This window comes from Alkalibacillus haloalkaliphilus (assembly GCF_007991275.1).
Taxonomy (GTDB): Bacteria; Bacillota; Bacilli; order Bacillales; family Alkalibacillaceae; genus Alkalibacillus; species Alkalibacillus haloalkaliphilus.
Genome location: NZ_BJYA01000001.1, coordinates 435964 through 458932, shown reverse-complemented (window position 1 = coordinate 458932; position 22969 = coordinate 435964). Strand labels below are relative to the sequence as shown.

Sequence of the window (22969 nt, the reverse complement as noted above, 5' to 3'; positions counted from 1 at the left end):
CATATGTTTCGACAGTATGCAACAAGAAAATTAAAATTTTATTTAATATCTTGTAAAACTGCTATGTCGCTTCATAAAGCTACATAACCTCTGTCGACCAACGATAATTAGTATATCACACGAACATCTAAATTATAAAGAGGAAATTTAAAAAATTATAGTAAAAATAGCTGGGGCAAAATAAGTTATAAGAACTCTTTTGCCCCAACTTCAATGCTTATTTTATTTTCCAGAAATGTACTCGACATTCCCCATATATGGTCTTAGAGCTTGAGGAATAGTTACAGATCCATCTTCATTTTGATAGTTTTCTAAAATGGCAGCAACTGTACGTCCTACTGCTAAACCTGACCCATTTAAAGTGTGAACAAACTCTGGTTTTGCTTTGGCTTCACGTCTGAACCTTAAACCGGCACGACGAGCTTGGAAATCCTCAAAATTCGAACAAGAAGAGATTTCACGATAAGTTTCGTAACTTGGGATCCAAACTTCAATATCATACTTCTTAGCCGCTGTGAAACCTAAATCAGCTGTACACATATTCATTACTCGGTATGGCAGTTCTAACAATTGTAGAACCTTTTCCGCGTGCCCTGTTAATTGCTCTAACGTATCATAAGAATCTTCTGGTTTAACTAATTGCACTAGCTCAACCTTATTAAATTGGTGCTGTCTAATGAGACCTCTTGTATCACGCCCTGCAGAACCAGCCTCACTTCTAAAGTTCGTGCTAAAAGCTGTAAACTTCTTCGGTAAATCTTCAGCTGATAAAATTTCGTCACGATGAACGTTCGTTACAGGGACTTCAGCTGTCGGAATTAAGAAGTAATCCCATTCCTCTAACTTAAATACATCCTCTCCGAACTTTGGCAGTTGTCCAGTACCTGTTAAGCTATCACGATTAACAATTTGCGGAGGTAACATCTCTTCATAACCATGTTCATCAGCATGTAAGTCCATCATAAAGTTAATAAGTGCACGTTCTAAGCGCGCGCCTAACCCTTTATAAAACGCAAAGCGGCTACCTGTAACTTTAGAAGCACGTTCAAAATCAATTATGTCTAATTCATCTGCTACATCCCAGTGTGGCTTAACATCAAATTTAAAGTTTGGTACTTCACCCCAATGTTTAACTGCAACATTATCATCTTCTGTTTCGCCAACTGGTACTGATTCATGCGGGATGTTCGGGATAGATAGCATTAACTGGTTTAATTGCTCTTCTACTTCGTTTAATTGGCTATCGACTTCTTTGACACGGTCACCAACTTCTCTCATTTCTTTAATAAGGTGATCAGCGTCTTGTTTTTCCTTTTTAAGCTGAGAGATTTCTTTAGATACTTCATTACGGCGTGCCTTTAACTCTTCTGATTCTTGAATATAAGCACGTCTTTTCTCATCCCAATCTAAAAACTTGTCTAAATCAGTTAAATCTTCACCACGATTTTGCATTTTTGCTTTTACTTCATCAAAATTTTGACGTAAATACTTTAAATCAAGCATGTCTATTCCTCCTAAAAATATTTAATAGAGCTTAAAAATAAAAAAAACGCCCCTTTACTACATAAACCTGTAGTAAAGGGACGAGGTATTTTCCCGCGTTGCCACCCTTGTTGAAGAGTTAGTCTCTTCCAACTTGTTAAGTCTTAACGGCACTTAACCGGATTGACTTACTGTAGTTCGGTCAACCTGCTTAAGGATGGATTCACAAGCTGTTTATACTAGTTCACAGCACCCACTAGCTCTCTGAAATAAACTAAAACTTGTTACTACTTCCTATCAACGCATTTAATTCGTCATTTATATAACAATTAATATACCTTATATTTTACACAGAAGCAAGCTTATTACCATTAGCTTGATCAACCATTTCTACAAAGTGTTGAACTAAACGATGATCGTCTGTCAGTTCTGGGTGAAATGCAGTTGCTAATAGATGACCTTGTTGAGCTGCAACAATTTTACCATCATAGACACCTAAAACTTCTGTATCAGCTTTAACTTCTTGTATATAAGGCGCTCGAATAAATACTGCTTCAAAGTCTTCTGCCACACCATTAATCTCAACTGGTGCTTCAAAGCTTTCTTTCTGTCTACCAAAAGCATTACGAGCGACAGTCATGTCCATTAAGCCAAGATGTGCATCATTTTGACCTTCTATATCTGATGCTAATAAAATTAATCCTGCACATGTTCCAAAGATCGGCTTTCCAGCTTTTCCAAACTGTTGAAGTGGCTCAAAGAAATTATAACGATCAATTAAACGTCTCATCGTTGTACTTTCACCACCAGGTAGAATTAAGCCATCTACCTCTTCTAATTGCTCTGGCTTTTTCACAACGACCGCTTCTTTACCGCAAGCTTCAATCGATCTAACATGTTCACGAATAGCACCTTGTAGTCCTAATACACCAATTGTTGTCATAAAGATACCCCTTTATTCACTGCGATCTTGCATGCGATCTTGTTCTTGTAAAGATGACATTTCTAAACCTGGCATCGCAGTACCAAGGTCTTTGGATAGTTTAGCAATTAATTCATAGTCTTGATAATGAGTCGTTGCTTCTACAATTGAACGAGCAAACTTCTCCGGGTTATCTGATTTAAATATGCCTGAACCAACAAATACACCATCAGCACCTAACTCCATCATTAGAGCTGCATCTGAAGGTGTTGCAATTCCACCAGCAGCAAAGTTTACAACTGGTAAACGACCTTCTTCCTGTATTTGTAATAGTAATTCATAAGGAGCACCAGTTTCTTTTGCATATACCATTAATTCATCTTTAGCCATGCTTTGAACTTGGCGAATTTGTGTTTGAACTTCACGCATATGACGAACTGCTTCAACAATATTACCAGTACCTGGTTCACCTTTCGTACGTAACATTGAAGCACCTTCACCAATACGGCGTAAAGCTTCACCTAAGTTACGGCAACCACAAACAAATGGTACAGTAAAGTCATTTTTATCAATATGATAAATATCGTCAGCTGGTGTTAAAACTTCACTTTCATCAATGTAGTCAGCACCCATTGCTTCTAAAACACGTGCCTCAACAATATGACCGATACGTGCTTTAGCCATTACTGGAATACTAACAGCATTAAGCACTTCTTCTGTAACAGTTGGATCGGCCATACGTGCAACACCACCGGCAGCGCGAATATCTGATGGCACTCTCTCTAAAGCCATTACAGCTACAGCACCAGCTTCTTCAGCAATTTTAGCTTGTTCTGCGTTTACAACGTCCATAATGACGCCGCCTTTTTGCATTTCAGCCATCCCTCTTTTGACACGATTTGTTCCTACACTTGTTGACATATAAAACTCCCCCTTATTCTTTTAGGTTGTGCTTAAGTGAAAATCCCTTTAATACTATTAAACAAACCAACAAAGAAGTCGCCAATGGCTTGTAAGATTAACATGAACCAATTAGAACGTTCGACTTCATCAGTTGTATAAACCGGCACTTCGACTGCTTCTTCATCAGATGATAAATTGCCGTAATCTATATCTCCTTCATATGTTAACACTAATTGACCAACTTCTAAACCTTCTTCAACTGGTGCCTCTAATGCACCTTCTTCATTTAGTACTTCTTCATCTAATTGAAGCGTAACTGAATAAAGATCTTCTTCACCGTCACGAACCATAGCTTCTATTGCTTCTCCTGATGCAATTTCAACTTCATTTTCTTTACCTTTTACAACAGGGATCGTGGATTCATCTTCAACTTGATAACCCTCTTCAAAAAGAACTTGTTTTGAGAAATTGTCAAAGCCATATTCTAATAACTTTTCAGTTTCAGAGAAACGTTCCTCAACACTATCTGTTCGCATAACAACAGAAATCAACCTATTCCCGTCACGTTCTGCTGTACCCGTAAAAGTATAGCCCGCTAATTCTGTATAGCCTGTTTTAAGTCCATCAAGACCTTCATAAGTATACTGCGCAATATGTCCAGGCATACCTGGTAACATCCAGTTAAAATTCAACATTTCATGACCTTCAAATTCTTGAGTCGGTACACTAGACACTTCAAGCGAATCTGGATAATCATTAACTAAATGATAAGCTAAAATTGCCATTGAACGCGCTGATAATAAGTTATCATCATCTGGCTCTGTCCCTTCAGGATAGTTGTCTCCTAAATGACTATTAGCAAGCCCTGTTGAATTTACAAAGTGTGCATCAGGCATACCCATCTCATCAGCTTTTTCGTTCATCATTTTTACGAATTCGCCTTCAGAACCAGCAACTAACTCAGCTAATGCAATAGATGTTGCATTATCAGAATAAATTGCCATCGCATCATACAATTCTTTTACTGTATATTCATGATCCATACGTAATCCTACGCCTGAAAATGAGTTATTTGCTGATATAGAATAAGCATACTCACTTATTTCAGTTGTTGTATCCCAACTAATTTCGCCATTAGCAACCGCTTCTGACACTAAATACTCTGTCATTACCTTTGTCATACTCGCTGGAGGCAATGCGATATCTGCTTCTTTTGCGTATAAAATATCACCTGTCTCAGCATCAACTAAAATAGCTGATTCAGCTTCTACATTAACTTCTGCAAAAGTTGCCATTGGTGCAATTACTAAAGAACTAAACAGAAACACTGCTGTCATTGTTAACATCATGATGATTTTCTTAGTTTGTTTCATAAACGTTCCCCCAAATCCAATCTCTTTATAATCTATTTGAATAGCTTCGTAACTATTTTATTTTAGGCTATTCCAACATCTTTTATTATACAATATTTTTCATTAATCAACATCGTTTTTATAATAGAAAAGTAAAAATGCGTAAATAGACTTAAAACTTAGTAGAACATAGCAAAAAAGCCATTAGTTACCGTCGTAACTAATGGCTTTTATTATAATATTTCCTCAATATAGATACTTTTATCTTCGATTAAATTGATAATTTCTTGATCTTTAGCTAGTTTAACTAAAGGACGTGTTGGATGTCTTTCATCTGTAAAAACAATCGTACCATATTCATTATTTGATAGTTTCACTTGAGTGCCATTACTAAAATTAACAATCGACTTCACGAGCTGATTTAACACCTTCATATCTAGCTTATCAATATGTTCTTTCATTAATTCCTCAACAACTTTATACGGCGATTGTTTACGTCGATAAACTCTTTCTGATGTCATAGCATGGAATATATCACTTACTGCAATAATGTTAGCAAACGGGTGTATTTTATCTGCTTTAACACCCATAGGATAACCGGAACCATCTATTCTTTCATGGTGTTGAAGTACCGCTACTTTCACATCTTGATGAACAGGTAAGTTCTCTATGAACCGGTAAGATTCAACTGGATGTTGTCTAATCTTTTTAAATTCCTCTTGTGTTAAGTTTCGGTTTTGTAAATAAATATCTTCTTGGTCCTTGAGCATTCCAATATCGCTTAAAAAAGCAGCAAGTGCAATATTCAAACGTTCTTTACTACTATAACCTAATTGTTTAGCCAAAAATGTTGCAATTACTGGCATTGATACAATATGATAATAAAAATAATTTTCTGGTTTATTATAATGATGCATTTTTAACAGTACGTCACTTTTATTTTCCCCTTGTTCAATTAACGGGTAAATAAGTTCACGAATTTTTTGAACATCAACTTTCGAACGATGGTCCCAAGATTTAAACAAACCCTCTGTCTTTTTAACGACATCGACATATTGTTCATAAAAAGGCATTTCCTGTTCTTCAGTAATGACTTCTTGTTGATCTGTCTCAAAAACATCACCATTAACTAACTTATTAGCAATTTCAACTTCTAACACTTTAAACTTTTTTAATACTTGTAAGTGTATAGGCTCGACAACAGTATTTTTAGGGATAATTGGCGTCAACGTTTGACCCATTACATCTTTTATAATTAAACATCCTGGAATTAGCTGTTGTGGATGAACTTTCATAACCTAACACCTCTTAAGTCTTAGTCGTTATTTTACTCTTCATTCTTTATTTCGTCATCTTTTCCATCATTTTCAATAGTTTCTTCATTTTCTTTTTCGTCTTCTTCTAATTCATCTGGCTCGTCTTCTTCTTTTTCAACAGGAGCTACAGTAGCTACTTCCTCATCTTCTGACAGTCTAATTAAACGAACACCTTGCGTGTTACGTCCAGTAGTTGAAATCGATTCAGAAGGCATACGAATTAACACACCATCAACCGTAATGATCATAAGGTCTTCTTCACCTGTTACTGGTTTGACCGCAACGACGTGGCCATTTCTTGGGTTAAGCTTACAAGTTAAAATACCTTTACCACCACGGTTTTGCATACGATATTCACTCTCTGGTGTACGCTTACCGTAACCTTTAGACGTTACCGTTAATACTTCAACACCTTCATTTAAGATCTCCATAGAAACGACTTCATCTTCATCATGTAATGTAATACCTTTAACGCCTGTTGCTGTACGGCCCATAACGCGCACATTTTGTTCATCAAAACGAATTAGCGAACCATCTTTAGTACCAATCATAATTTGCTTTTCCCCATCGGTTAAGCGCACGGAGATTAACTCATCGTCTTCACGTAAGTTAATCGCTCTTAAACCTCCGCGACGAATGTTAGCAAATTGTTCGAGTGTTGTACGTTTGGATAATCCATTTTTCGTTGTGAAGAATAAATACCAATCATCAACAAATTCACGAACTGTAATTACAGCATTTACCCACTCATCATTTTCAACTTCAATGACATTTACAAGCGGTAAACCTTTTGCTGTACGACTAAACTCTGGGATCTCATACCCTTTAGCTCGATACACTTTACCTTTATTCGTAAAGAACAATAACGTATCGTGTGTCGAAGTCGATATTAAATGTTCAACAAAGTCATCATCATTAGTATTCATACCTTGAATACCTCGTCCACCACGGTTTTGTGTACGATAAGTTGTTGCTGGTAAACGTTTTACATAACCTTTATGTGTTACTGTGATGACTACAGTTTCTTCTGGAATTAAGTCTTCATCTTCAATTAAGTCAACGCCGCCGGCAACAATTTCAGTTCGACGTTTATCATTAAAGCGTTCTTTAACTTCAAGTAATTCTTCACGAATAATCTCTAATACTTTATTTTCATCAGCTAAAATCGCTTTAAGCTCCGCAATTAACTCTGATAATTCACTATATTCATTTTCAATTTTTTCACGTTCTAACCCTGTTAGTCGCTGCAAGCGCATATCTAAGATCGCTTGTGCTTGTTTTTCAGATAAGCCAAAACGCGTGATTAATCCTTCACGAGCTATATCAGTCGTTTGTGATTGACGAATTAGTTCGATGACTTCATCTAAGTGATCTAATGCTATACGTAAACCTTCTAATATATGCGCTCTAGCTTCAGCTTTATCTAATTCAAACTGTGTTCTTCTAACAATGACTACTTTTTGGTGTTCTAAGTAATGACTTAATGATTGTTTTAAGTTTAGTACTTTAGGCTGTCCATCTACTAAAGCAAGCATATTAATACCGAATGAAGTTTGTAAGGCTGTCTGTTTATAAAGATTATTTAAAACGACATTAGGGTTAGTATCACGGCGAATTTCAATCACGACTCTTAAACCATCACGGTCGGATTCATCACGTAAGTCTGTAATTCCATCGATCTTCTTGTCTCGAACTAACTCCGCTATTTTCTCGATTAATCTCGCTTTGTTTACTTGGAATGGAATCTCGGTAACAATGATTTTTGCTTTACCGTTTGCATCTTCTTCAATATCTGCTTTAGAACGGATCGTTACTGAGCCTTTTCCAGTTTCAAAAGCTTGCCTAATTCCGCTTCTTCCTAAAATTTGACCACCAGTTGGAAAGTCTGGTCCGTGAATATATCCTTCCATTAGTTCTTGGATTGTTATATCAGGATTTTCACTTAAAGCTAAAACGGCATCAATAACTTCACCTAATTGGTGTGGTGGGATATTCGTCGCCATACCAACAGCAATCCCTGATGCACCATTAACTAAAAGGTTAGGGAAACGAGCTGGTAATACGACAGGCTCTTTTTCCGTACCATCATAGTTTTCTGCATAGTCTATCGTGTTTTTATTAATGTCACGTAAAATCTCCATTGAAATTTTAGACATTCTTGCTTCTGTATAACGCATTGCAGCTGCTGCATCACCGTCAACAGAACCGAAGTTACCATGGCCATCTACTAACATGTAACGGAAGTTAAAATCTTGTGCCATACGTACCATCGCATCGTATACGGCTGAGTCACCGTGTGGGTGGTACTTACCAATTACTTCACCGACAATACGTGCTGACTTTTTATAAGCTTTATCTGAATGCATTCCTAAATCATGCATAGCATATAAAATACGGCGGTGAACTGGTTTTAAACCGTCACGGACATCCGGTAATGCACGAGATACGATAACACTCATCGCATAATCTAAAAATGACGTTCGCATTTCTTGGCTAATATTTATTTCTTGGACTTGAGGACGTTGTTGATCCAAAAGTGATTACCTCCCTAATCAGAAGAACATTAACGCCATTGAATAGGCGTTAATGATTCACTGTTAAATATCTAAGTTTTGTACGTATTGCGCATTTTGCTGGATGAAGTCACGTCGTGGTTCTACTTGATCACCCATTAAAATTTCAAAGATTTCATCTGCTTCCATAGCATCTTGTGAGTTTACTTGTAATAAGGTTCTAGATTCAGGATTCATTGTCGTCTCCCAAAGCTGTGTTGGGTTCATTTCACCTAAACCTTTGTAACGCTGCAAACTAATTTTAGGAGAGTTTGGTAGTTCACCGAATATTTTCTCCATCTCATGTTCATTGTAAGCGTAATAATCTTTTTTACCTTGAGACATTTTATATAAAGGTGGCTGAGCGATATAAATGTAGCCACTCTCTACTAATGGGCGCATATAACGATATAAGAAGGTTAATAACAAAGTACGAATGTGCGCACCGTCAACATCGGCATCGGTCATAATAACGATCTTTTGATAACGTGCTTGTGATAAATCGAATTCTTCACCGATCCCTGTACCTAATGCCGTAATGATTGCACGAATTTCATTGTTTGAAAGAATTTTATCTAAGCGAGCTTTTTCGACGTTTATAATTTTACCTCTTAGCGGTAATATCGCTTGGAAATGACGGTCACGTCCTTGTTTTGCTGAGCCACCTGCTGAGTCACCCTCAACGATGTAAAGTTCGCTTAAGGTTGCATCTTTCGTAGCACAATCCGCTAACTTACCTGGTAGACTTGAAACTTCTAAAGCACTCTTTCTCCTCGTTACTTCACGAGCTTTTTTCGCAGCAATTCTAGCACGTGATGCCATTAAACCTTTTTCAACGATTTGTTTGGCAACTTTCGGGTGCTCAACTAGAAATTGTGAAAATTTATCTGAGAAGATTTGGTCTGTGATCGTACGAACTTCACTATTACCTAATTTTGTTTTAGTTTGTCCTTCAAATTGTGGGTCTGGGTGTTTAACCGAAATGATCGCAGTTAGTCCCTCTCGTACATCATCACCAATTAAGTTCGGATCGTTTTCTTTGTACAAATGATTTTTACGCGCATAATCATTAATGACACGTGTCAGTGCTGTTTTAAACCCTGATTCATGTGTACCGCCTTCAGCCGTATTAATATTGTTAGCGAAGGAATATAAGTTACTTGCAAAACCATCGTTATATTGAATCGCAAACTCAACGGTAATATCGTCTAATTCACTTTCACCATAAATCGGGTCATGCAAAGCTTCCCGTGTACGATTTAAATGCTCAACGTACTCAGAAATACCGCCTTCGTAATAAAAGTCTTCACGAACTTCTTCTTCCTCACGTTGGTCTTCTATTGAAATTTTAAGCTTTTTATTTAAGTAAGCTAATTCACGTGTACGATTAAGTAACGAGTCATACGAATATTCTTGTGTTTCACTGAAAATTTCTGGATCTGGCTTAAAGCGTGTTCTTGTTCCTGTAATATCTGTTTCACCAATAACTGATACTTCTTCGTTAGGAACACCTCGCGTATAACTTTGATAATAAAGCTTGCCGTCACGATGGACATAGACTTCACATTCACTGGATAAAGCATTTACAACTGAAGCACCTACACCGTGTAGACCACCAGAAACTTTATATGAACCACCGTCGAACTTACCGCCAGCGTGTAAAACAGTCATAATGACTTCTAAAGCTGGTTTACCTGCTTTTTGGTGTAAATCAACCGGTATTCCACGGCCATCGTCTGTTACTGTAATACTATTATCTTCTCCAATTATAATTTCAATTGAATCACAATGACCAGCTAATGCTTCATCAATACTATTATCGACAACTTCCCATACTAAATGGTGTAAGCCTCTTTCACTTGTTGAACCAATATACATACCTGGTCTTTTTCTTACTGCTTCTAGACCTTCTAATACTTGGATTTGACTAGCACCGTAATCTGTTTGTTGATTTAAATTATCTTCCATTGTCATCGTCTCACCTTCATTTTCCTTAATGGTCATTCATTACTCAGGTGTATCCTCAGTAACTTCATCAATTTGATCTAAAATATTTGAGATTTGCGCACGCTTATTCAATGTGGATACAGATAAAGAACTAAAATAAATATGGTCAACTGTAATTACAATTGATTTCGGTTCCTCATATTGCACTTCTGTCACATTTCCATTTTTACGTTGATTAAAAATCATCTCCTCAATAATGGATGAAGATTTATATAATGTGTAATCTATAATTGAAATGACTTCATCGGATTGAATGACGTGTTCATCACCAATATGTATAAACAACAGTGAACCTCACCTTTCTGATAACAACTGTCCGTTGTGAATATTAAATATTTGTGCATCTTTTAACGTTTCATGGTGAATTCCATCAACACTTGTTGTAGTGACAAATGTTTGGACTTTTCCTTGAATGGTATTAAGTAAATGAGATTGCCTATGAGCATCTAACTCACTTAAAACATCATCTAATAAAAGAATAGGATACTCACCTACTTCTTGATCAATTAATTCAATTTCCGCTAATTTCAAAGAAAGGGCTGTTGTTCTTTGTTGTCCTTGTGAACCATAAGTTTGAACATTACGATTATTAACGTAGAAGATTAAGTCATCTCGATGCGGACCTGCTAATGTCGTTCCTCGTTCAACTTCACGGTCTTCAATGGAGTCATAATAAGAGGTATATGTCTCTATTATTCTCTCCAAATCCGTGTCTTCTGATACATTAATAGACCCTTCATAATCAATGGTTAACGCTTCTAAACCACGACTTATTCCATCATGTATTGGAGTAGCCCATTCTCTTAATTTTTGTAGAAACTGTAGCCTTTTCTTTAAAACTATACTTCCATGTTCAATTAATTGCTCTGTTAAAACTTTTAACATTGTCCGATCTGTTTGTTTTTGTCTCTGTAAGTCTTTTAAAAGTGCATTGCGTTGTTTTAATATCTTTTGATATTGACCTAGGTGGTATATATAAACAGGCTGAATTTGGCCTATTTCCATATCGATAAACTTACGCCGCTCTTGTGGGCTTCCCTTTACTAAATTTAGATGTTCAGGAGCAAACATCACAACATTTAAAGCTCCAATATAATCACTTAACCGTTTCTGCTCAATATGATTAAATTTTGCCTTTTTGCCTTTTTGAGAAAAAATGACTTCTAAAGGGAAGGAGCGATTACGTTTAAATACATCTCCTTTTATTTTAGCATAATTAGAGTCCCATTTTATTAATTCTTTATCTTTTGCTGTTCGATGAGATTTCGTAAAGGCTAATACGTAAATAGCCTCCATAAGATTTGTTTTACCTTGTGCATTCTCACCGATTATGACATTGATTTGGTTATCAAACTGTAGTGATAGTTCATCATAATTTCGATAATTTTCTACCGATATTTCTTTTATATACATAAAATGAGACTCCTAATTCTTAGTTAGTTTTCTTTTGCTACGATAAAAGTACCAACTTCTTCGACCTCAACGCGATCATCGATTTTCAGCTTTCGACCTCTTCTTTGATCCTGTTCTCCATTTACATAAATGTTATAATCTTGTAAAAACATTTTTACCATTCCGCCTGATTCTACAATGTTGGCTAATTTAATAAATTGCCCTAAAGTAATCTCATCAGTTTTAATTTCAATTGGCTCTGCCATTATGTCACCTTCTTAATTTAATGTGTTAATTGTAGAATTTCCCTAAATATATATTTTACTAAAGATTAAGCAATAAGAAAAGGAACTGAGCCTTTTACTTAACAGGGTAACAGTAGGCTCAGTTCCTTTAGTTTTAATTGTCATAATTTAAATGAATGATTTAATACGTTCGAACCGGTGTGATCAGTTGTAAGATTTGTTCTCCTTCATCAAGTGGCTCAATAATAAATGGTCGCATAGCACCTGTGAACTGAATCTTTATCTCTTCTGCATCAATCGCTCTTAATGCATCAATCATATATTTAGCGTTAAATGATATTTTTAATTCTTCACCGGAAATTTCATTCGTATTTAAAACTTCTTCTGCTGTACCAATTTCTGGTGAATTACTCGAAATCTCAATAGCATTATTTTCTTTAGTTTCTAGTTTTACAATATTGTTTCGGTTGTCTTTAGCTAAAAGACTAGCACGATCAATTGTTTGCATTAATTCTTTAGAATCGACTTTAACTTCTGTTTTGCTTTGTTCTGGAATTAATCTCGACGTTTCTGGATAATTCCCATCTAATAAACGAGATAAGAAGAATAAATGTTTTGTTCTAAATAAGATTTGATTATCAGAAACACTTATTTGAATAGAGTCTTGTGAGTCGTCTAAGATCTTGTTTAATTCTCCTAAACTTTTACCTGGTATAACAATGTTTTTAAAGGATAAAGAGTCTGTTTCCTCATTCATTGCTATTTTCCTTGATGCTAAACGGTGGCTATCTGTTGCAACTAGTTCTAATTGATCGTTTTCAAGTTTAAAGTGTACACCTGTTAAGATTGGTCGAGTTTCAGATGTTGATACGGCAAAGTTTGTTTGTCTTATTAATGTTTTTAAGAGATCTGTTTGTATTTGAAAGCTATTTTCTGTTTGTAAAACTGGTAATTGTGGATATTCTTCTGGATCTTGTCCATTTAACGTAAATTCAGCTTTTCCAGAACGAATCGTAATATTTAATTCACCATCAGCTTCAATCTCAACTAAATCCTCTGGTAACTTTTTAATTATATCAGGTAAAAACTTAGCTTGTACGACAACTTTTCCTGGAATAACTTCGTGAATATGAACGATCCCATCTTCTTCTTTTGGAATAATTGATTCAATTGTAATATCTGAATCACTTCCTGTAAGCTTCACTTCTTCTTCATTTGCTTCTAGTTTCATACCTGAAAGAATCGGAATAGTAGTTTTAGGTGAAATAGCTCTCATGACATTTTGAATACTTTGCATTAATTGGTCTCGATTGATGACGATTTTCATAGTGTCCTCCTAATTTTTATATTCCACGCATATATTTATTTATTTTTAATATAAATAGTATTCATAGTAATAGGGGTTGTGAATTTGTGGACAAGTCTATTTTCAATAAACAACACGGGTTATCCACATGTTAATAACCTGTTCGTATGTTTGTATGAGTTATTAACACTGTTAACAATTGTGATTAACTAGTTTTTATTTGTTCAGTTAACTCATCAATTTCTCTTTGAAGCTGTAAATCATCAGAAATCATCTTAGAAATCTTTTCATGAGCATGAATAACTGTTGTATGATCTCGGCCCCCAAACTCTTCACCAATTTTAGGTAGCGAAAAGTCAGTTAACTCACGAGCTAAATACATAGCAATCTGTCTTGGGAAAGCAACTGATTTTGTACGTTTTTTAGCTGCGAAATCATCCAGTTGAATGTTAAAACGATTAGCGATCACTTCTTGAATTCCTTTAATCGTAATTTCTTTCGGTTTTGAATTAGGCACGATATCCTTTAAGGCATCTGCAGCTAGTGAAGCATCTATATCTTCGTTAACGAGAGATGAATAGGCTACAACTCTAATTAATGCGCCTTCAAGTTCTCTAATGTTCGTGTCAATTTGATTAGCGATATAAAGCATGACTTCATTAGGGATATCTAACCCATCAGCTTTTGCCTTTTTCCTTAAAATAGCGATTCTCGTCTCTAAATCTGGAGGTGTAATGTCTGTAATTAAGCCCCATTCGAAACGTGAACGCAAGCGATCTTCTAATGTTGGAATTTCTTTAGGTGGTCGATCACTTGAGATGACAATTTGTTTGTTGTCTTCATGTAATGAATTAAACGTGTGGAAAAATTCTTCTTGTGTTTGTTCTTTTCCAGCTAAAAATTGAATATCATCAATTAACAGCACGTCCACATTACGGTATTTATTTCTAAAATCGATTGTTTTGTTATCTCTAATAGAGTTAATAAACTCATTAGTGAACTTCTCTGACGATAAATAGACTACTTTTGCATCTGGATTATGTTCAATTACATAATGTCCAATGGCATGCATTAAGTGCGTTTTCCCTAAACCAACGCCTCCATAAATAAATAGAGGGTTATAAGCTTTAGCTGGAGCCTCAGCAACAGCTAGTGAAGCAGCATGGGCAAAACGGTTACCAGAACCAATAACAAATGTTTCAAACGTATACTTAGAGTTAAGCATCGTCTTTGAATCTTGTTCACTTTTTGTTTGGTTCATTTTTTTAATTGGTTGATTAACAGGCTCATCTTCTCCTTTAGTTTCTGGAATAATGAACTTTGGAGTTAGTTGTGATCCAGTTAATTCGTAAACTGTTTCAGAGATTAAATTTGAATAGCTATTTTCCAACCAATCTCTTGCAAATTCATTTGGTGCAACAATATATATATTTCCACCATCAATTGCTTTTGCTTCAGTAGATTTTAACCAAGTGTCAAAGCTAGGTTTGCTTATTTTTTTCTCTAGTTCTTTTAATGTCTCGTTCCAAATTTCAGAGATGTTTTGCAAACAGTTACACACCCTTTCTGTTTGAATCGTGGATGGGGGTAAAAAAATTATGTATGTGGATATTTTTAATTAGAGTATACAAGAAATTATAACAGATATCGACAATATCCACATTAATGTGAGTAAGTCCCTAAACAACATGTGTATGTTTATTCACATTGTATCCACAATCTGTGGAGAATCTATTTTGCTTACATATGTTATCCACGGTTAAAACAACATAATCATAACAAATAAACATAGAACTTTCAATGTTTTATCTAACTTATCCACAAAGAAAACAATCATGTGACTAAAAACTATCCACAAGGGTGAAAAGTGTGGGTTTTTGATGAAAACTCATGTGGATATTAACAAAATGGTTTGTTTAAATTAAGTAAGGGTTGTGGATAATGAATAATAAAGTATCATTGAGTTGTTATAAATTATGCGTTATAATATGTAATGGTTTGTCTGTTGACATTCAATGCTAAATTTTAATATACTAATTTGGACTGCTTATGGAACGAAGTAAGTTTGTCTAATTGCAGGAGGTGTAGATCATGAAACGCACTTATCAACCAAATAATCGTAAGCGTAATAAAGTACACGGCTTCCGCGCACGTATGTCTACTAAGAACGGAAGAAAAGTTCTAGCGCGTCGTCGTCGTAAAGGAAGAAAAGTTCTTTCTGCCTAGACCACTGAAGACTTATCAGTGGTCTTTTTTCTAGTAACTAAAAGGTTTAGTAATAACTAGATGGGAAGATCGTATTTGAAGAAAGCTTATCGAGTTAAAAAAAATGAAGAGTTTCAGCAGATATTTAAAGATGGTCATTCATTTGCTAATCGACAGTTAGTTATTTATGCACTGGAAAAGGAAGAACAATCCCATTTCAGAGTTGGTTTATCTGTGGGCAAAAAAATTGGGAATGCTGTGTTACGTAACCAGATCAAACGTTATTTAAGACAAGCTTTTATTGATTTAGAATCTGATATAAAACCTAATTATGATTACGTGATCATTACTAGAATGCCAACTCGAAATATGGGTTACTATGAAATAAAAAGTAGTTTAAATCATCTGTTGAAAAAAACGAAGAAATTTCGTCAATAAATAGTAATATTCATATATAGTATGTATAGTTGAATAATGCTAAAATACTTTTAGTGTGTGAAGTGTGTATTGGAAAGGAAAGTTAGGAGGAACAACAATTGCGTAAAAGACTGTTATTAATTGGTTCCTTAATTGCTATGGCAACTTTACTATCTGGTTGTTTTGAAATTAATGAACCTATTACGTCAGAAAGTGAAGGAATATGGAATAGTTTCTTCGTATATCCGCTATCATTTTTAATCACATATATTGCTGAAGGAGTCTTTAATGAAGCTTTTGGTGCTGCAATCGTTATTGTAACGGTATTATTAAGGATTTTAATCTTACCTTTAAACGTTAAACAGTTAAAATCATCTCAAGCAATGCAGTTAATTCAACCAGAATTAAAAGAGATTCGTGAAAAGTATTCATCTAAAGATGCACAAACACAGCAAAAATTACAACAAGAGACGATGGCATTGTTCCAGCGTCACGGCGTTAACCCGTTAGCAGGTTGTTTACCAATTATAGCGCAAATGCCGATCTTGATTGCATTCTATCATGCGATCGTTAGAACAGATGAGATTGCTGAACATAGTTTCTTGTGGTTTGCATTAGGTGAGCCAAGTATTATCTTAGCGATCATCACTTTTGCTACAACGTTCATTCAGCAAAAAATTATGATGGCTGGTACACCAGCAGCTGACAACCCACAAATGCAAATTATGTTATACTTGTTACCAGTAATGATTGGTGCATTTGCATTGTTCTTCCCAGCAGCATTAGCGTTGTACTGGGTAGTAGGTAACTTCTTTATGATTGCTCAAACACTATTAATTCGTCGTCCAATGATGAGAGAATTCGAAAAAAATAATGGAGGATCGAACAAGTGAGAGAAATAACGGCTAGTGGTCAAACAGTTGAAGAGGCAAAAGAAAATGCTTTAAATCAATTAGATTTAACAGAAGATCAAGTGAATGTTGAAGTGATTGATGAAGGAAAGAAAGGTCTTCTAGGTGTCTTTGGAGCTAAACGTGCTTACGTAAAAATTCAAGAAAAGCGTGATTTAGTCAGTGAAGGGAAGTCATACCTTCAAAACATCGCACTGGAAATGGGAGCAGAAGGTACTGATGTAACAGTTACTCAGCAAGGTAATGAAGTAACATATGAGTTAATCGGTGATCGGATCGGATTACTGATCGGTAAAAGAGGTCAAACGATTAATTCACTACAGTATTTAACTAGTTTAGTTGTGAATAAAGACCAAAACTCTTATATTACAGTCGTTGTAGATGCTGAAGGTTACCGTGAACGACGGAAAGAAACTTTAGAAAATCTGGCAAGTAATTTAGCTAAAAAAGCTATGAGGCTAAACGAAGAAGTTCAAATTGAACCAATGCCTTCATTTGAAAGAAAAATTATTCACACTGCTCTTCATGACCACAGCGAAGTTTCAACTTACTCAGACGGAAAAGATCCGAATCGAAGAGTTGTGATTCAACCGAACAATTTATCGTAATACGATATTTAAAGCTAACCTTTCATAAGGTTGGCTTTTTCTTTTGGATAAGTGTCTTAAAAAGTAATAACTATGGTCATGCTAATAAGTAGACTATAGTTTATTAAAAAGATTGAACCTAAGGCATAACATGCTTGTATTTCTTTCCTTTTGACTCGTTTTGTGTTATTGTGTTTAGTTAGGAAATTGTGCTTTAAAGGGGTGAAGGTCATGGAACAAGATACAATTGCAGCTATTTCAACACCAGTTGGAGAAGGTGCTATTGCGATTGTGCGATTAACTGGAGATGAAGCTATCTCAATTACAAATCAAATATTACCGACGAAAGATTTACAACAAGTCGACTCCCATACAATCCATTATGGGAAAATCGTTGATCCAAAAACAGAAGACCAATTAGAAGAAGTTATGGTTTCAGTATTGAAGGCACCCAAAACCTTCACCCGTGAAGATACGATCGAGATTAACTGTCACGGTGGAATGGTATCAGTTAACCGTGTTCTTCAACTTGTGTTAAGACATGGTGCCAGATTAGCTGAGCCAGGTGAGTTTACGAAAAGAGCTTTTCTAAATGGCCGTATTGACTTGTCACAAGCTGAAGCCGTTATGGATCTAATTCGTTCTAAGACTGATCGTGCAATGTCTGTTGCATTAAAACAAATGGATGGAAGATTATCGAATTTAATTCGCGATCTTCGCCAACAGTTAATTGAAACAGTTGCACATGTTGAAGTGAATATAGATTATCCAGAATATGATGATGTAGAAGAAATGACACATGAATTATTAAGAGAGCGTGCTCAATATGTTAAAGGTGAAATTCAGTCATTACTTCGTACAGCTAAGCAAGGTAAAATTTTACGCGAAGGAATTGCTACAGCGATCATCGGAAAACCTAATGTCGGGAAATCATCTTTAATGAACGTTTTAGCTCATGAAAACAAAGCGATCGTAACTGATGTTCCAGGTACTACACGTGATGTTATTGAAGAATATGTTAACGTACGCGGAGTACCATTAAGGTTAATTGACACCGCTGGAATTCGTGAAACTGAGGATATAGTTGAGAAAATTGGTGTCGAGCGTTCGAGGCAGGCACTTCAAGATGCGGATTTAATCTTACTTGTTTTAAATGGTAATGAACCTTTTTCTAAAGAAGACCAAGCTCTATTTGAAGCAGCACGTGATTTAGATGTAATTGCTATTGTCAACAAAACAGATTTAAATCAAGAAATAGACATGAATGAAGTGACAAAAGCAGCTAATGGAGCTCCGATTATCACGACGTCATTAGTTGAAGAACAAGGTATCGATGAATTAGAGCAGGCTATTGCAGATACATTTTTCGATGGAGAGTTAGACCAAGGTGATTTAACTTACGTCTCTAACGTTCGTCACATTCAACTTCTAGAACAATCAGAAGATGCTTTAAATGACGCTTTAAATTCATTAGAAATGGGTATGCCATTAGACTTAATACAAATTGATATTACAAGAACTTGGGAGTTATTAGGCGAAATTATCGGTGAAGATGTACATGAATCACTGATCGATCAATTATTCTCTCAATTCTGTTTAGGTAAATAAGAAACTTAAGATAAAGGAGGTTGTCTTCATGTATGATGCAGGGCGTTACGATGTCATAGTAATTGGTGCAGGCCACGCAGGTGTAGAAGCTGGTTTAGCCGCAGCTAAACGTGGAGCAAAGACGTTAATGCTCACTTTAAATTTAGATTTAATTGCTTTTATGCCATGTAATCCATCTGTTGGTGGGCCTGCAAAAGGTGTTGTCGTTCGAGAGGTTGATGCACTCGGCGGCCAAATGGGTAAAACAATCGATCAAACGCATATACAAATGCGTCTATTAAATACAAGTAAAGGGCCAGCTGTTCGAGCTTTACGTGCCCAAGCAGATAAAGTGTTATACCAACAAGAAATGAAGCGCGTAATCGAAAAACAAGAAAACTTAACACTACGTCAAGGTATGGTTGAAGAATTGCTAGTTGAAGATGGTGAAGTAAAAGGCGTCAAAACAGAGACCAGAGCGTGTTATTATGCAGACCAAGTGATCATTACTACAGGTACTTTTATGCGCGGGAAAGTGTTAATTGGAGATATAGAGTACGAAAGCGGTCCTAATAACCAACGACCAACAATCACGTTATCTGAACAATTAGATGAGTTAGGTTTTGACTTAGTTCGATTCAAAACGGGTACCCCAATGCGAGTGAATTCTCATACAATTGATTACTCCAAAACAGAAGAGCAACCGGGTGATGAAGTACCACGCGCTTTTTCATATGAAACGACTGAGTATATTACTGATCAAATTCCGTGCTGGTTAACATATACAGGTGAAGTAACTCACCAAATCATTGATGATAACTTAAGTAAATCAGCGATGTACTCCGGTGCTGATCGCGGAACAGGCCCAAGGTATTGTCCGTCAATTGAAGATAAAATTGTTCGTTTTAATGATAAACCTCGTCACCAAGTGTTTTTAGAACCAGAAGGGCGAAACACGGATGAGATTTACGTCCAAGGACTATCTACATCTTTACCAGAATACGTCCAAAAACAGATGCTTGAAACAGTACCAGGTTTAGAAAAAGCTGAAATAATGCGCGCAGGATATGCAATTGAATATGATGCTGTTGTGCCTACTCAATTATGGCCTACTTTAGAGACAAAGCAAATTCAAGGTTTATATACTGCAGGTCAAATTAACGGAACAAGTGGTTATGAAGAAGCGGCTGGTCAAGGGTTAATGGCAGGTATTAATGCAGCTGCACAAGCATTAAATAAAGAGCCGTTAATTTTAGATCGTTCACAAGCTTATATTGGTGTTATGATCGATGATTTAGTAACAAAAGGAACTAATGAACCTTACCGTTTATTAACGTCACGAGCAGAGTATCGTTTACTACTACGTCACGATAATGCAGATCTTCGCTTAACTGATATTGGCTATGAAATGGAATTAATTCCAGAAGAACGTTACGCACGTTTTAATCGTAAAAAAGAATTAATTCAACAAGAAGTAGACCGTTTAACAGGCTATCGAATTAAGCCAAGCGAAGAGGTTCAACAGATCATTGAAGAGATCGGCGGTTCTAAATTAAAAGATGGCATTTTAGCGATCGATCTATTACGTAGACCAGAAGTGAAATACGAAACCATTAAACGCATTACACCACCCGAAGAAAAACTACCTAATGACGTTGAAGAGCAGGTAGAAATTCAAGTGAAGTATGAAGGTTATATTAAGAAATCTAATCAGCAAGTTGATAAAATGCGTAAGATGGAAAACAAAAAAATTCCAGACCATATTGATTATGATGACATTAGCGGTTTAGCTACAGAAGCTAAAGATCGTTTGAAAAAGGTACGTCCATTGTCAGTAGGTCAAGCTTCTCGTATTTCAGGTGTAAACCCTGCAGACGTTTCAATTTTACTTGTCTATTTAGAACAAAGTTACAAAACGAAATCCGCTGCAAATGAATAGAGGGTGCTTATGAACGAAAAACAGTTTCAAGATGCATTAAAAGAGCATGGCATTAACTTAAACGAACAGCAGCTAAAACAATTTTATCAGTACTATGAGTTATTAGTTGAATGGAATAACAATATGAACTTAACTGCGATTACCGACCGTGAAGAAGTTTATTTAAAACATTTTTTTGATTCTATAACTGCCGCTTTCTATTATGATTTTAGCTCTGAACATTTTTCTATTTGTGATGTTGGTGCAGGAGCGGGATTCCCTTCAATCCCGCTCAAAATTGTTTATCCTGATTTAAAAGTTACCATTGTCGATTCATTAAAGAAACGCATTACTTTTTTAAATCAACTAGCTGATGAACTAAATTTAACTAATGTTGCTTTTTATCATGATCGAGCAGAAACCTTTGCGAAAAACAAAAAGTTTAGAGAAACTTTTGACCTAGTAATGGCTCGCGCAGTCGCTCGGACATCTGTGTTAAGCGAACTATGCTTACCTCTAGTTAAAGTAAATGGAGACTTTATTATGATGAAAGGCCCTAATATTACTGAAGAATTAGAGACCGGTAAGCTAGCTATTAAAACTTTAGGTGGTGAATTAAAAGACAACAATCGATTTAATTTGCCATTTGAGAACAGTGAGCGACATATTGTGCAAGTTAATAAAAAACGCAAAACACCTAATAAATATCCTAGAAAACCAGGCACACCAAACAAAGAACCAATCGAATGATAGTAGAAACATGTAGATATTTGCCATATTATCACGAAGGAATATCATTAAGTTTCACTTTATATTCACTCTACTTTTGTGGTAATATAAAAATAGAGTAAGAGCGATAGAACAATGATGAACAGTAATCTTATGATTATGAATGAAATGTTTCACGTGAAACATTTCATTTTTTACATAGATTAAGAGAGTTGTAGAAGGTAGGTGCCAACTGAATGAGTTCGCTTAGTAGATTGTTTGGCAAGAATGAAACCAAATCAGATGAACAGCAAAGCAATATTCAGGCAAATGAAGTTGTCGAGATAGAAGTAAGTAAGATTCAACCGAATCAATATCAACCTAGAACCATTTTTGATGAAGAAAAGATCTCGGAATTAGCACAAACAATCCATACACATGGTATGATTCAGCCGATTGTAGTACGTAAGTTAGAAGACCATGATGCCTATGAATTGATTGCTGGTGAACGCAGGTGGCGTGCAGTCACTTCATTAGAATGGGAGACAATCCCTGCAATCGTAAAAAACATGACTGATACGGAGACTGCTTCAGTTGCTTTAATAGAAAACTTACAACGTGAAGAGTTAACAGTTGTAGAAGAAGCAATAGCTTACGACCAACTACTTCACACTCACGGACTTACACAAGAAGCCTTAGCACAACGTTTAGGGAAAAGTCAGTCAACGATCGCAAATAAATTAAGATTACTTAAACTACCAAGTGTTGTTCAACAATCGTTATTAAATAAACAAATTACAGAAAGACATGCAAGAGCACTCATCGCATTAAAAGATGAATCATTACAAGAAAAAGTGTTGTCTCAAATTATTGAAGAACAATTAAATGTTAAACAAACAGAAGAACGAGTCCAACAAGTGTTAAACCCAGGAGAGAAAGAGGAAAAGAAAACACGCAAACCGAAAGTACAAGGTGTTAATAAAGATGTCCGCATTGCTCTTAACACTATAAGACAATCATTAAATATGGTGCAAGATACTGGGATGGACGTTGAGACAGAAGAAGAAGAAGTCGATGATTATTACCAAATAACAATTAAAATACCAAAAAAATAATGAATTGAGCCATGATTTCCCATCTTTTTTAAAAAGATGGGTCT

Annotated in this window: 20 protein-coding genes and 1 other annotated feature; of the genes, 8 read left to right on the top strand and 12 right to left on the bottom strand. The window is 35.7% G+C overall.

Translation table 11 applies throughout. The annotated features are described in order from the left end of the window. Positions 1-222: 222 nt before the first annotated feature. The 12 genes from serS to dnaA all read right to left on the bottom strand — a co-directional run bounded on the left by serS (position 223) and on the right by dnaA (position 15026). Positions 223-1503 carry a serine--tRNA ligase gene (gene serS, locus AHA02nite_RS02260; protein ID WP_146813945.1) on the bottom strand — a complete coding sequence of 427 codons (1281 nt, stop codon included), beginning with the start codon at positions 1501-1503 and terminating at the stop codon, positions 223-225. Positions 1504-1576: 73 nt separating this feature from the next. Next, positions 1577-1792 (bottom strand) — a binding site (T-box leader). Between the two features lie 36 nt (positions 1793-1828). Further along, positions 1829-2425, bottom strand: coding sequence for a pyridoxal 5'-phosphate synthase glutaminase subunit PdxT (gene pdxT, locus AHA02nite_RS02255; RefSeq protein ID WP_146813943.1), 597 nt, complete (start codon positions 2423-2425; stop codon positions 1829-1831). A 12-nt stretch (positions 2426-2437) separates the two neighbouring features. After that, positions 2438-3325 (bottom strand): pyridoxal 5'-phosphate synthase lyase subunit PdxS, encoded by an 888-nt coding sequence (gene pdxS, locus AHA02nite_RS02250; protein ID WP_146813942.1) that lies wholly within the window; start codon positions 3323-3325, stop codon positions 2438-2440. Positions 3326-3357: 32 nt separating this feature from the next. Continuing rightward, positions 3358-4680 (bottom strand): serine hydrolase, encoded by a 1323-nt coding sequence (locus AHA02nite_RS02245; protein WP_146813940.1) that lies wholly within the window; start codon positions 4678-4680, stop codon positions 3358-3360. Positions 4681-4892: 212 nt separating this feature from the next. Then, on the bottom strand, positions 4893-5954 hold the full coding sequence (locus tag AHA02nite_RS02240; protein WP_146813938.1) for an HD-GYP domain-containing protein: 1062 nt from the start codon (positions 5952-5954) through the stop codon (positions 4893-4895). A gap of 32 nt (positions 5955-5986) precedes the next feature. Then, the gene (gene gyrA / locus AHA02nite_RS02235; RefSeq protein ID WP_174758175.1) at positions 5987-8461 is read right to left on the bottom strand and encodes a DNA gyrase subunit A; all 2475 of its coding nucleotides are present in this window, start codon (positions 8459-8461) and stop codon (positions 5987-5989) included. Between the two features lie 111 nt (positions 8462-8572). Further along, positions 8573-10495 carry a DNA topoisomerase (ATP-hydrolyzing) subunit B gene (gene gyrB / locus AHA02nite_RS02230; protein WP_146814122.1) on the bottom strand — a complete coding sequence of 641 codons (1923 nt, stop codon included), beginning with the start codon at positions 10493-10495 and terminating at the stop codon, positions 8573-8575. 39 nt (positions 10496-10534) lie between these two features. Then, positions 10535-10819, bottom strand: a complete 285-nt coding sequence (gene remB / locus AHA02nite_RS02225) for an extracellular matrix regulator RemB (protein WP_146813935.1) — start codon at positions 10817-10819, stop codon at positions 10535-10537. 9 nt (positions 10820-10828) lie between these two features. Continuing rightward, positions 10829-11947, bottom strand: coding sequence for a DNA replication/repair protein RecF (gene recF, locus AHA02nite_RS02220; RefSeq protein ID WP_146813933.1), 1119 nt, complete (start codon positions 11945-11947; stop codon positions 10829-10831). Between the two features lie 23 nt (positions 11948-11970). Further along, on the bottom strand, positions 11971-12192 hold the full coding sequence (yaaA, locus tag AHA02nite_RS02215; RefSeq protein WP_146813931.1) for a S4 domain-containing protein YaaA: 222 nt from the start codon (positions 12190-12192) through the stop codon (positions 11971-11973). A gap of 160 nt (positions 12193-12352) precedes the next feature. Next, positions 12353-13498 carry a DNA polymerase III subunit beta gene (gene dnaN, locus AHA02nite_RS02210; protein WP_146813929.1) on the bottom strand — a complete coding sequence of 382 codons (1146 nt, stop codon included), beginning with the start codon at positions 13496-13498 and terminating at the stop codon, positions 12353-12355. Between the two features lie 184 nt (positions 13499-13682). Then, positions 13683-15026 (bottom strand): chromosomal replication initiator protein DnaA, encoded by a 1344-nt coding sequence (dnaA, locus tag AHA02nite_RS02205; protein ID WP_146813927.1) that lies wholly within the window; start codon positions 15024-15026, stop codon positions 13683-13685. Positions 15027-15568: 542 nt separating this feature from the next. Here dnaA and rpmH point away from each other — a divergent pair. The 8 genes from rpmH (at position 15569) to noc (ending at position 22925) form a co-directional block, all read left to right on the top strand. Further along, entirely contained in the window at positions 15569-15703 is a 135-nt protein-coding gene (gene rpmH / locus AHA02nite_RS02200) for a 50S ribosomal protein L34 (protein ID WP_017185403.1), read from the top strand. Between the two features lie 75 nt (positions 15704-15778). Beyond that, complete coding sequence (gene rnpA / locus AHA02nite_RS02195) at positions 15779-16120, top strand: ribonuclease P protein component (protein WP_146814120.1); 342 nt, start codon at positions 15779-15781, stop codon at positions 16118-16120. 98 nt (positions 16121-16218) lie between these two features. Further along, entirely contained in the window at positions 16219-16992 is a 774-nt protein-coding gene (gene spoIIIJ / locus AHA02nite_RS02190) for a YidC family membrane integrase SpoIIIJ (RefSeq protein WP_146813925.1), read from the top strand. Next, the gene (jag, locus tag AHA02nite_RS02185; protein WP_146813923.1) at positions 16989-17618 is read left to right on the top strand and encodes an RNA-binding cell elongation regulator Jag/EloR; all 630 of its coding nucleotides are present in this window, start codon (positions 16989-16991) and stop codon (positions 17616-17618) included. The genes spoIIIJ and jag overlap by 4 nt, the downstream gene beginning before the upstream one ends. A gap of 210 nt (positions 17619-17828) precedes the next feature. Continuing rightward, a complete protein-coding gene (gene mnmE, locus AHA02nite_RS02180) occupies positions 17829-19205 on the top strand; it encodes a tRNA uridine-5-carboxymethylaminomethyl(34) synthesis GTPase MnmE (RefSeq protein WP_146813921.1) in 1377 nt (458 codons plus the stop codon). A 28-nt stretch (positions 19206-19233) separates the two neighbouring features. Next, positions 19234-21123, top strand: coding sequence for a tRNA uridine-5-carboxymethylaminomethyl(34) synthesis enzyme MnmG (gene mnmG / locus AHA02nite_RS02175; RefSeq protein ID WP_146813919.1), 1890 nt, complete (start codon positions 19234-19236; stop codon positions 21121-21123). Between the two features lie 9 nt (positions 21124-21132). After that, positions 21133-21852, top strand: coding sequence for a 16S rRNA (guanine(527)-N(7))-methyltransferase RsmG (rsmG, locus tag AHA02nite_RS02170; protein WP_146813917.1), 720 nt, complete (start codon positions 21133-21135; stop codon positions 21850-21852). A 215-nt stretch (positions 21853-22067) separates the two neighbouring features. Further along, positions 22068-22925, top strand: a complete 858-nt coding sequence (gene noc / locus AHA02nite_RS02165) for a nucleoid occlusion protein (protein WP_146813915.1) — start codon at positions 22068-22070, stop codon at positions 22923-22925. Positions 22926-22969: the final 44 nt, after the last annotated feature.